Origin of the sequence: Mycobacterium sp. (genome assembly GCF_002863225.1) — a bacterium.
In the GTDB taxonomy this organism is placed as follows: Bacteria; Actinomycetota; Actinomycetes; order Mycobacteriales; family Mycobacteriaceae; genus Mycobacterium.
On record NZ_PKEK01000090.1, the window covers coordinates 18,350 to 29,656 of the forward strand.

Sequence of the window (11,307 nt, forward strand, 5' to 3'; positions counted from 1 at the left end):
ATTGCTGTTGAGTTGTCAGACACGCGAGGTCAGCAACGAGGACAGTGGCCGGAACGGTTGCAGCCACGCCCCCTTGTCAGGCAGCGAATCGAGGCCGATTCGCGGCAGGGGCTCCCGGAAAACACCTGTTATGTCCTCCAGGTCGACAAACTCCAAGGTATCCGACGCTAGCGCCCAACTGGCATGTTCACGAAATCCAAGCACCTGGACGGGTACCCCGCTACGCGAGATTTCCTCCAGCGGCGTGCGGAAGGCCTGACCGTCGGCGGACGCCACCACCAGCGCCGCCAATCCTTCCTGGTAGCGCTCCGCGATGTGGGCGAGCATGTCGCCGTCGACGTCACTGTCCTCGTCGAGCTTCGGCTTGGCGAACACCGCGAAACCGGCGTTGCGCAACGCATCAACCCATGGCCGCACCACATCGGCGCTACCGGCGGCGATGTTGGTGAACACGGTCGCTTCAGGTTCCACCGCGACGCCGTCGTGGTCGGCCGACACCTCCGCGGTCCGGCCCAGCAACCAGCGGCCCAGCGCGTCGAAGCGGGGACGTTCCAGCGCGGTCGGCCGACGGCCCAGGATCGATCCAAGGCCCATGTCGAGGTTCGGCGCATCCCAGACCAGAAGTGCGCGCCGCGGGGCAGGGCCGGATTCGACTGCGGGGTCGATCGCTTCGGTAAGGCTCATCCGCGGGTCCGTTCCCAGATGAACTCGGTGACGGAGCTGCCGGCGTCGCGTGCCTTGCCCTCGTATTTCGTCGCCGGACGGACGGTCGAGACGGCCGTGGCCGCACCCGCGTCGAGCCTGCTCAGCAGCGGTTCCGCGTCGCCGACCTCGGCAATCTGCTCGGCGTAGCCCGCGTGATCGGTGGCCGCGTGCAGCACCCCACCCGGCCGGAGCCGGTCGGCGATCGTCGCGACGACCTCCGGCTGCAGCAGCCGGCGCTTGTGGTGCCGGGCCTTGGGCCACGGATCGGGGAAGAACACCCGGACCCCACTGAGCACGCCCGGCGTGAGCAGATGATCCAGCACGTCGACGGCGTCGCCGCGGATCAACCGGATGTTGGTGACGTGCTCCCGGTCGATGCCGGACAGCAGCTGTGCCAGCCCGCGCCGGTAGACCTCGACCGCGATGACGTCGACGTCCGGCTCGGCCTGCGCCATCGCCAAGGTAGAAGTTCCTGTGCCGCAACCGATTTCGAGAACAAGCGGGGCGTCGCGACCAAACCAGGCCTGGGTGTCCAGCGGTTCGGGGGCGGCACCGGGGTCATCCCCGGCCACGGCGACGCGGCCCAGCTCCGGCCACCGCCGTTCCCAGGTCCGCTGCTGCGCGGCAGACAGCTGTGACCGCCGGGTGCGGAAGCTGGTGGTCCGCCGGTAGCCACCGACGCCAGGTTCCGCGGGCAGGGCGGTATCAGGCGTCGGCGGAGTGGCCGCGTCCACCCAGGGGTGCGCGCGCATCCGTTCATCGTCGCCCATGAACCCATCATGTCGCCGCCCGCGGGGCAGATTGATACCCAACAGTTGCCTTCGCCTGGTATCGGTGACTCGCCTCGCAACCGCGCAAATGTCACCATTCGACCGACAAACCGGTGGTGCTACGTCCCAAACGCCAGGTACTCGGCCACAATGAGGGGTTAGCAGCACCTGCAAGGCGACTTGAGCGGAGGGGCATCCGATTTTCGTCGAAGAGCTGGCGCGGTTCGCGGCCACCATTGGCGACCCGCGCTGTGCCGCGATCGCCGAACGGCTCGCCGCCCCGCCACGGGTGATCGTGACCGGACGCCGCGGCGTCGGCCGGTGCACCGTCGCGCACGCCCTGACCCGTTCCGGGCTTGCCGTGACCACGTCCGCGGACGCGGACCTGGGCGTCCACGTGCTCGCCGACGTGGTCAAACCCGAGGATCGTGCCGCGGTCGACGCCGCCGACCGGCCGGTGCTGCTGGTGCTGAACAAGGCCGACCTGATCGCCACCACCGCTCCCGGCCGACGCCAGGACGGTCCGACGGCCGCGGCCCGGGCCCGCTGCGTGCAGCTGTCGGCCCGCAGCGGACGGCCGGTCGAACCCCTGGTCGGCCTGCTCGCGGTCGCCGATCTCGACGACTCGCGGTGGGCGCTGCTGGGGACGCTGGCCGCCGGGAACGCCGTCGAGCCCGCCGACCGCGGACGGCTGACAGACCGCCTCGACACCTTCGGCATCCGGCAGGCGATCGCCGCGATCCGGCGAGGCGCGACGCGCGCTGACGTCACCGAGCTCCTGCGCGACCTGAGCGGTATCGACGCGGTCGTCGACGCACTCGACGTACTCGGCGCGCCGCTGCGCTACCGGCGCGTGCTGGGCGCGGTGGCCGAGCTGGAGACGATGGCCGTGACCGATCGGCGGATAGCCGAGTTCCTGACGCACGACGACACCGTGGTCGCCCGGATGCGGTGCGCCTTCGACGCCGCCGAGGCGAGCGGTATCGACGTGGACCGCGCCGACACCGCGGCCGCCCACCTGCGCCGGGCCAGGCATTGGCAGCCCCGTCGGCGCGGCCCGGCCGGGCTCCGGCAGGCCTGCGGCAACGACATCGTGCGGGGATCGCTGCGGCTGTGGTCAACGGCCGGGGGCACGGCGTGAGCGGCAAGAAGGCGGCGGCCGAGGTCGACGCGATGGTGGCGGCCATCAGCCCGCAGCTCGGCGCGCCGGGTATCGAGCGGCTGGACGCGGTGCTGGTGACCGGCCCGTGGCTGGCCGGAGTCACCGGCGTGGTCGCCGCGCTCAGCGAGCGGATGCCCAAGCAGAAGTTCGTCGAACCGTCAGACCTGGACGCCGGCGTGGCGCCGATGGTGGTGGTGTTCGTCGTCTCGGCGGCCGCCGCGCTGACCCAGTCCGACTGCCTGCTGCTCGACGCCGCGGCGGCCGAGACCGACGGCGTGATCGGCGTGGTGTCCAAGATCGACGTCCACCAGAACTGGGAAGAGGTGCTGGCCGGCAACCGCACCACGTTGGCCTCCTACGCGCCGCGCTACCGCGACGTGCACTGGGTCGGGGTCGCTGCCGCGCCCGAGGAGGGTGAGCCGCGCATCGACGACCTCGTCGGCGCGGTGTCCGAACAACTGGCCAACGCGGAGCTGGCGCGTCGAAACAGGTTGCGGGCGTGGCAATCCCGCTTGCAGACCATCGCCGATCGATACGACCGTGACGCCGACGGCGCGGGTCGTCGCGCGCGGGTCGAGGCGTTGCGCGAGCAGCGCAGCGAGATCCTGCGGCAACGACGGCTGTCGAAGTCCGAGCGCACGGTCGCCCTGCGCAGCCAGACCCAGCAGGCCCGCGTCCAGCTGTCCTACTTCGCCCGCAACCGCTGCGCCTCGGTGCGCACGGAATTGCAGGAGGACACCGCGAACCTGAGTCGCGGCACGCTGGCCGAGTTCGAACCCGGGGCGGCCGCCCGGCTCCGGGACGTCATCGCCGAGGTGGACGACAGCACCACGACGCAGCTGGCCGAACTGGCCACCACGTTGGCCCTGGAGATCGACCTTCCGGCGCCGGCGCCGCTTCCCGTCGTCGACCTGCCGGCCGCGCCGCTGAAGTCACGGAAGCTGGAGACCAGGCTGATGATGCTGGTCGGAGCAGGCTTCGGGCTGGGCGTGGCGCTGACCCTGAGCCGGTTGCTGGCCGATCTGACGCCCGGGCTCACGGTGGCCGGTGCGGTGGCGTGCGCGGCGATCGGACTCGCGCTCACGGTGTGGGTCGTCGGGATGCGCGGCTTACTCCGCGACCGGGCCGTGCTGGACCGATGGGCCGGCGAGGCCACCGCCTTGGTGCAGTCTGCGGCCGAACAGCTGGTGGCAACGCGGGTGCTGACTGCCGAGTCGGCGCTCACGGCCGCACTCAGCGAGCAGGACGAAGGTGAGAGCACCCGGGTGGCCGAGCAGGTCAGCATCATCGACACCGAGCTGCGGGAACACTCCGTCGTCGGGGCACGGGCCGCGGCGCTGCGGGTCAGGGAGATGCCGGCATTGCAGGCCGCGCTCGAGGCGGTGCGAGCCCAGCTCGGCGAGCCGGAGCCAGCCGAAGACGGCGCGGACGAGGGGCCCGGGGAGCCGGTATCGGGTGACGTTTCCGACGCCGGCGCTGACGAGAATTCGCCGTCGAACACTGCCGACAACGTGTTCTGAATCGTTCCTGTGAGTTATGCGATAGGCTCCCGACTTTTTCTGGGTATTCAGCTCGCGATAACCTGTGTGAAGGCCGCCGCAAACTAGCCGCGCACGACGCACCCGCGAATGCAGGAGATTTTGATGACTTCAGCGACCGTTCCCGGTCTGGACACTGCCCCGACTAACCACCAGGGCCTGCTGTCCTGGGTGGAGGAAGTCGCCGAGCTCACTCAGCCGGACCGGGTGGTGTTCGCGGACGGCTCCGACGAGGAGTGGCAGCGCCTGGCCGACCAGCTGGTCGAGGCCGGCACCTTCACCAAGCTCAACGAGAAGAAGCACAAGAACTCCTACCTGGCGCTGTCGGACCCCTCCGACGTGGCGCGGGTCGAGTCCCGGACTTTCATCTGTTCCGAGCGCGAGGTCGACGCCGGCCCCACGAACAACTGGAAGCCGCCGGCCGAGATGCGGGCCACCATGACCGACCTGTACCGCGGCTGCATGCGCGGACGGACCATGTGGGTCGTCCCGTTCTGCATGGGGCCGCTGGGCGCCGAGGACCCGAAGCTCGGCGTCGAGATCACCGACTCCGAGTACGTCGTCGCCTCGATGAAGGTGATGACCCGGATGGGCAAGGCGGCACTGGACAAGCTCGGCGACGACGGGTTCTTCGTCAAGGCGCTGCACTCGATCGGCGCCCCGCTGGAGCCCGGCCAGCAAGACGTGCCGTGGCCGTGCAACGACACTAAATACATCACCCACTTCCCCGAGACCCGCGAGATCTGGAGCTACGGCTCCGGATACGGCGGCAACGCGCTGCTGGGCAAGAAGTGCTACTCGCTGCGGATCGCCTCGGCGATGGCGCACGACGAGGGCTGGCTCGCCGAGCACATGCTGATCCTCAAGCTGATCTCCCCGGAGAACAAGGCGTACTACTTCGCCGCCGCGTTCCCGTCGGCCTGTGGCAAGACCAACCTCGCGATGCTGCAGCCGACCATCCCGGGCTGGCGCGCCGAGACCCTCGGCGACGACATCGCCTGGATGCGGTTCGGCAAGGACGGCCGGCTGTACGCGGTCAACCCCGAGTTCGGCTTCTTCGGTGTCGCGCCCGGCACCAACTGGGACTCCAACCCCAATGCGATGAAGACCATCGCCGCGGGCAACACCGTCTTCACCAACGTCGCGCTGACCGACGACGGCGACGTGTGGTGGGAGGGCCTGGAAGGCGAGCCCGACCACCTGATCGACTGGAAGGGCAACGACTGGGTTCTCCGCGAGACGGAAACCAAAGCCGCGCACCCGAACTCGCGGTACTGCACCCCGATGTCGCAGTGCCCGATCCTGGCGCCGGAGTGGGACGACCCGCAGGGTGTGCCGATCTCGGGCATCCTGTTCGGCGCCCGCCGCAAGACCACGGTGCCGCTGGTGACCGAGGCGCGCGACTGGCAGCACGGTGTGTTCATGGGCGCCACGATGGGCAGCGAGCAAACCGCCGCCGCCGAGGGCAAGGTCGGCGATGTGCGCCGCGACCCGATGGCCATGCTGCCGTTCCTGGGCTACAACGTCGGGGACTACTTCCAGCACTGGATCGACCTCGGCAAGAACTCCGACGAGTCCAAGCTGCCGAAGGTGTTCTTCGTCAACTGGTTCCGTCGCGGCGAGGGTGGCAAGTTCCTCTGGCCGGGCTTCGGCGAGAACAGCCGGGTGCTCAAGTGGATCGTGGACCGCATCGAGCACCAGGCCGGCGGCCAGGAGACCCCGATCGGCGTCGTCCCGACCGCCGACGACCTCGACCTGAGCAAGCTGGACGTGGACGCGGCCGACGTGGAGCGTGCGCTCGCAGTCAACGCCGATGAGTGGCGTCAGGAACTGCCGCTGATCGAAGAATGGTTCGAGTTCGTCGGCGACAAGTTGCCGACCGGCGTTCGCGACGAGTTCGAGGCGCTCAAGCAGCGTCTGGCCGAGTCGGACTAAGGCCGGTCCCGCACTCGCGGCAGGGTTGCCACAACCGAAGTATCGGCTAGCCGAATTCTCGATTGCGAGGCTGCTGACCAGCAAATTTGATCCGCACGTCGGATCGATTTGGTAGCCAGGCTATGTTGCTGGGACGGTGTTCGCCGGGTAACTTGGCGGCGTGACAACAACTGCGTGCGGTGTAACGGCGCCGGAGGTCCGGACGCGGACGCTGTTCCGTTCTCTGGCCATCGTCGGTGTCGTCATCGCGCCTGCCCTGGTCCTGCGCATCCTCGGTGTGCAGCTCGATCCCGTGGTCGGCCTGGTCGCTTACGGCGCCGCTGTGGTGGGCGCCAGTTTCGTGCTGGCCTGGGCCGCCGAAGCCGCCCAGGTCGACGTGTCCGGCAGCCTGGCCGTCGCCGTCCTGGCAGTGATCGCGGTGCTGCCCGAGTACGCGGTCGACCTGTACTACGCCTACACCGCCGGCCACGTACCGGAGTACACCCAGTACGCGGCCGCAAACATGACCGGCTCGAACCGGCTGCTGATGGGTCTCGGGTGGCCGGTGGTCGTTCTGGTCAGCGTGTTGGTGGCCCGCCGGGCGTCCGGTCGCAGGCTCGACGGTTTGGAGCTCGAGCCGAGCAACCGGGTCGAGATCGGCTTTCTGATGATCGCCGGGGTTGCCGCTTTCACCATTCCCCTGACCGGTCGCATCCACATCGCCCTTGGTCTGGCCCTGCTGGGCTGGTTCGGCTACTACCTCTACAAGCTCAGCCGCGGTGACGTCGAGGAGCCCGAGCTGATCGGCACCGCCGCGGCGCTGGGTGCCCTGCCCGACCGGGTTCGCCGGATCGCGGTGTCCGGGCTGTTCATCCTCGCCGCTGCCGTCATCGTCGCGTGTGCAAAACCGTTCGCCGACAACCTGATCGGGGCGGGAACGCAGCTGGGCATCGACCGGTTCCTGCTGGTGCAGTGGCTGGCGCCGCTGGCGTCGGAGGCGCCGGAGTTCATCATCGCGACCATCTTCGCGGCCCGGGGCAAGGGCGGGGTGGCGATCGCGACCCTGATCTCGGCGAAGGTGAACCAGTGGACGCTGCTGATCGGCTCGCTGCCGGTGGCGTACATGCTCGGTGGCGGAAGCGCCGCAATGCATCTGGACGGCCGTCAGGTCGAGGAGATGGTGCTGACCGCGGCGCAGACATTGATGGGTGTGACGCTGTTACTGGGCCTGCGGTTCCGGCGCTGGGCCGCCTGGGCGCTGCTGGGCCTGTTCGCCGTACAGTTCCCCCTCACCTCGACCGAGGGACGTCTGCTGCTCAGCGGCGTCTACGCGGTCATCGCCCTGATCGCCCTGGTGCGGTATCGCCGCGAGTTGCCGGCGACGCTGTCCGCGCCCTTCGCCGGCCGGGCCAAGCGCCATGCCGGACACCCGCATCCGCAGCCCGAGCCGGTGGCTTCGCACTAGTCGCGCCCTCTTGACAGCTGTCAAGTTTCGCGGCGGTACAGTCTGCCCATGCAGATTCGTGAGCACACCTCCATCGGCGGAGGAGTCAACAAGCCGGCCATCATCCTGCACCCCTCCGGCACGGTGATCAGCTTCGACGAGCTGGAAGCCCGCGCCAACCGGCTGGCGCACTATTTCCGCCAGGCCGGCCTGGTCGAGGGCGACGCGGTCGCGATCCTGATGGAGAACAACGAGCACATCCACGCCGTCATGTGGGCGGCGCGCCGCGCCGGCCTGTACTACGTGCCGATCAACACGCACCTGACCGCGCCCGAGGCCGCGTACATCATCGACAACAGCGCCGCCAAGGCGATCATCGGTTCGGCCGCGCTGCGCAAGACGTGTGAGAACCTCGCCGAACACCTGCCAAGCGGTCTGCCCGGATTGCTGCTGATTGCCGACGATGATCTCGACGGATGGCAGCGCTACCCCGAAGCTGTTGCCAGTCAACCCGATACGCCGATCGACGATGAGATCGAGGGTGATCTGCTGCAGTATTCGTCGGGGACCACCGGCCGGCCCAAGGGCATCAAGCGTGCGCTGCCGCATGTTCCACCGGCCGAGGCGCCGGGCATGATGTCGGCTCTGGTCGGATTCTGGATGCATCCGGAGACCGTCTACCTCAGCCCCGCCCCGCTGTATCACACCGCGCCTTCGGTGTGGTCGATGACGGTGCAGGCCGGTGGCATCACCACCGTGGTCCTGGAGAAGTTCGACCCGGAAGGCTGTCTGGACGCGATCCAACGCCACCGTGTCACGCACGGGCAGTTCGTCCCGGTCATGTTCACCAGAATGCTGAAACTGCCTGAGGCAATCAGGAATTCGTACGACCTGTCCAGTCTGGAGCGGGTGATGCATGCCGCTGCCCCCTGCCCGGTGGAGATCAAGAAGCAGATGATCGACTGGTGGGGCCCGATCGTCGACGAGTATTACGCGTCCTCCGAAGCCATCGGGTCGACGTTGATCAGCGCCGACGAGTGGCTGGCGCACCCGGGTTCGGTCGGCAAGCCGATGATGTGCCAACTGCACATCCTCGACGAGGACGGCAACGAACTGCCGCCCGGGCAGCCCGGCGAGATCTACTTCGAGGGCGGCTTCTCCTTCGAGTACCTCAACGACTCGGAGAAGACCGCGGCGTCCCGCGACAAACACGGCTGGACGACGGTCGGCGACGTCGGCTACGTCGACGAGGACGGCTACCTCTTTCTCACCGACCGCCGTCACCACATGATCATCTCCGGCGGCGTGAACATCTATCCGCAGGAAGCCGAGAACCTGCTCGTCACGCACCCGAAAGTGCTTGATGCGGCGGTCTTCGGGATCCCCGACGAGGAGATGGGCCAAAGCGTCAAGGCGGCTGTGCAGACCGTCGAACCGGCCGACGCGACCGAGGAGTTCGCCGCCGAATTGACCGCCTGGCTGCGCGAGCGCCTGGCGCACTACAAGTGCCCGAAGTCGATCTCGTTCGAGGCACAGCTGCCGCGCACCGACACCGGCAAGATGTTCAAACACGAACTGGTCAAGAAGTATTCGGTGTGACACTGCGCGTCGTCGACGTTTCGGAGCCCGACTCCACGATCGACTCCGCGGTGCTCGGAGTTCCGATCGTGGCGGTCGGGTCGATGGCGCGCGCGACCGAGTTCTGGTTGCAGCAGGCAACATTCACCCTGACCGAGGACCAGGCCGACGATCGTCGGGTGATCACCGTCGCATCGGTCGATGCGGCTGTCGGCGCACTGGTCGAGCGCGTCGAGCGCTGGCCGATCGCGGCGGCGACATGCGACGACGTGCTGCGGTCCGTCGACCCGGCAGGTCCGGTACTGCCGGGCGTGGTGACCGAGTCGCTGGCCTACTCCACCCTGCAGGCCGGACCGGAGTTCGCCCGCTGGCTGGCCGACCGCGGGCCCGCCACGATGCCCGACATTCCCGACCCGGTGCGGGCCGACCGGGACGGCGGCACCTTGCGGATCGCGTTCAACCGGCCGCAACGGCACAACGCGTTCTCCACCGACGCCCGCGCGGCACTGCTCGAGGCTTTGACTGTGGCACAACTCGATTCGTCGGTCGAGGAAGTCGTGCTGACCGGCAACGGGCCGTCGTTCTGCAGCGGTGGTGACCTCGACGAGTTCGGCACCCTGCGCGACCCGGCCAGCGCACATCTGGCCCGCACCCGCTACAGCCCCGCGCTGGCGATCGATGCCATCACCGCGCGACTCGGCGACGCGTGTCGCGCGGAGGTGCACGGCCAGGTGATCGGCAGTGGACTGGAGATGGCCGCCTTCTGCGGACGAATCGAGGCCGTGCCCGGCACGGTGTTCGGATTGCCGGAGCTCAACCTCGGTCTGGTCCCCGGCGCCGGCGGCACCGTCAGTGTGACTCGGCGGATAGGACGTTGGCGGACAGCCTATTTGGTACTCAGCGGCCAGAAGCTCGACGCGTCCGAGGCTTTGGCGTGGGGCTTGGTCGACGCCGTGCGCTGAATTTCGAAACAGAAGCCACGGCTGCGATTCGGCGGCGATCGCGACCCTGGCTTCTGTTCCGCGACCGTCAGAGCCCGCCGCGTGACACCAGTTGCGCGGCGATCACATTGCGCTGGATCTCGTTGGTCCCCTCGCCGACGATCATCAGCGGCGCGTCGCGGAAGTAACGCTCGACGTCGTATTCGGTGGAATACCCGTAGCCACCGTGGATTCGGACGGCGATGAGTGCGATCTCCATGGCCACCTCGGAGCAGAACAGCTTGGCCATCCCGGCCTCCATGTCGCAGCGTTCACCGCTGTCGTAGCGTTCGGCTGCGTAGCGGGTGAGTTGGCGGGCGGCGGTGAGCTTGGTCGCCATCTCGGCCAGATAGTTGCCGACCGACTGGTGCTTCCAGATCGGCTGACCGAAGCTCTCCCGCTGCTGCGCGTAGGCCAGCGCGTCGTCCAGGGCGGCGGTCGCCACCCCGAGGGCTCGTGCGGCCACCTGAATACGGCCCGTCTCAAGGCCTTTCATCATCTGCGAGAAACCCTGGCCCGCGTCGCCGCCGAGGATCGCGGAGTGTGGCACCCGGTAGCCGTCGAACGACAACTCGCAGCTCTCCACGCCCTTGTAACCCAGCTTCGGCAGGTCCCGCGACACCGTGAGCCCGGGCCCGTGCTCGACGAGCAGCACCGAGATCCCGGCGTGCCGGGGCTGGGCGGCCGGATCGGTCTTGCACAGCAGCGCGATCAGCCCGGACCGGCGGGCATTGGAGATCCACGTCTTCGAGCCGTTGACCACCAGATCCTCGCCGTCGGACAGGGCGGTGGTCGACATGTTCTGCAGGTCGCTGCCACCGCCGGGCTCGGTCAGCGCCATCGTGGCGCGCAATTCGCCGGTGGCCATCGGTGGCAGGTAACGCTGCTTCTGCTCCTCGGTGCCGAACAGCGTCAGCAGCTTGGCCACCACCGTGTGACCACCCATCGCGCCGGCCAGGCTCATCCAGCCGCGGGCCAACTCCTGGGTGACCTGCACGTAGCACCACATCGACACCGGCGTGCCGTCGTACTGCTCGGGCACGGCCAGGCCGTAGATGCCGATGCGCTTCATCTGCTCGATCCACGCTTCGGGATACTCGTTGGCATGCTCGACTTCGCGCACCGTTGGCCTGACCTCTTTGTCGACGAATTCGCGCACCGTCGCGACCAGCATCGCCTCGTCATCCATAGGGCCATGCTGACACGGAGGCAAACC

At 68.3% G+C, this 11,307-nt stretch carries 8 protein-coding genes and 1 pseudogene; 6 read left to right on the top strand and 3 right to left on the bottom strand.

Annotation, left to right across the window (positions count from 1 at the left end):
• Positions 1-15 precede the first annotated feature (15 nt).
• Together CYU59_RS25330 and trmB are read right to left on the bottom strand one after the other, a co-directional pair.
• A pseudogene (locus CYU59_RS25330) lies at positions 16-624 on the bottom strand (NYN domain-containing protein); the annotation flags it as partial.
• A 56-nt stretch (positions 625-680) separates the two neighbouring features.
• Positions 681-1,475: a tRNA (guanosine(46)-N7)-methyltransferase TrmB gene (trmB, locus tag CYU59_RS25335; protein ID WP_293004042.1), complete on the bottom strand. Its 795-nt coding sequence runs from the start codon at positions 1,473-1,475 to the stop codon at positions 681-683.
• A 199-nt stretch (positions 1,476-1,674) separates the two neighbouring features.
• Here trmB and CYU59_RS25340 point away from each other — a divergent pair, with 199 nt between their 5' ends.
• The 6 genes from CYU59_RS25340 (at position 1,675) to CYU59_RS25365 (ending at position 10,073) form a co-directional block, all read left to right on the top strand.
• Entirely contained in the window at positions 1,675-2,616 is a 942-nt protein-coding gene (locus CYU59_RS25340) for a hypothetical protein (protein WP_293004125.1), read from the top strand.
• A gap of 32 nt (positions 2,617-2,648) precedes the next feature.
• Positions 2,649-4,157 carry a hypothetical protein gene (locus CYU59_RS25345; RefSeq protein ID WP_293004126.1) on the top strand — a complete coding sequence of 503 codons (1,509 nt, stop codon included), beginning with the start codon at positions 2,649-2,651 and terminating at the stop codon, positions 4,155-4,157.
• A gap of 123 nt (positions 4,158-4,280) precedes the next feature.
• Positions 4,281-6,110, top strand: coding sequence for a phosphoenolpyruvate carboxykinase (GTP) (locus CYU59_RS25350; RefSeq protein WP_293004043.1), 1,830 nt, complete (start codon positions 4,281-4,283; stop codon positions 6,108-6,110).
• Between the two features lie 160 nt (positions 6,111-6,270).
• Positions 6,271-7,554 (top strand): sodium:proton exchanger, encoded by a 1,284-nt coding sequence (locus tag CYU59_RS25355; RefSeq protein WP_293004044.1) that lies wholly within the window; start codon positions 6,271-6,273, stop codon positions 7,552-7,554.
• A gap of 48 nt (positions 7,555-7,602) precedes the next feature.
• On the top strand, positions 7,603-9,132 hold the full coding sequence (gene fadD4, locus CYU59_RS25360) for a fatty-acid--CoA ligase FadD4 (RefSeq protein WP_293004045.1): 1,530 nt from the start codon (positions 7,603-7,605) through the stop codon (positions 9,130-9,132).
• A gap of 83 nt (positions 9,133-9,215) precedes the next feature.
• Positions 9,216-10,073, top strand: coding sequence for an enoyl-CoA hydratase/isomerase family protein (locus CYU59_RS25365; protein WP_293004127.1), 858 nt, complete (start codon positions 9,216-9,218; stop codon positions 10,071-10,073).
• Positions 10,074-10,140: 67 nt separating this feature from the next.
• Here the strand turns inward: CYU59_RS25365 and CYU59_RS25370 are convergent, their stop codons facing one another.
• Positions 10,141-11,280, bottom strand: coding sequence for an acyl-CoA dehydrogenase family protein (locus CYU59_RS25370; RefSeq protein ID WP_293004046.1), 1,140 nt, complete (start codon positions 11,278-11,280; stop codon positions 10,141-10,143).
• Positions 11,281-11,307: the final 27 nt, after the last annotated feature.

Excerpts from the sequence above, each read along its gene's own strand:
- trmB (WP_293004042.1), bottom strand. The coding sequence starts at position 1,475 with ATGGGCGACGATGAACGGATGCGCGCGCACCCCTGGGTGGACGCGGCC.
- CYU59_RS25345 (WP_293004126.1), top strand. The coding sequence starts at position 2,649 with ATGGTGGCGGCCATCAGCCCGCAGCTCGGCGCGCCGGGTATCGAGCGG.
- CYU59_RS25350 (WP_293004043.1), top strand. The coding sequence starts at position 4,281 with ATGACTTCAGCGACCGTTCCCGGTCTGGACACTGCCCCGACTAACCAC.
- fadD4 (WP_293004045.1), top strand. The coding sequence starts at position 7,603 with ATGCAGATTCGTGAGCACACCTCCATCGGCGGAGGAGTCAACAAGCCG.
- CYU59_RS25365 (WP_293004127.1), top strand. The coding sequence starts at position 9,216 with ATGGCGCGCGCGACCGAGTTCTGGTTGCAGCAGGCAACATTCACCCTG.
- CYU59_RS25370 (WP_293004046.1), bottom strand. The coding sequence starts at position 11,280 with ATGGATGACGAGGCGATGCTGGTCGCGACGGTGCGCGAATTCGTCGAC.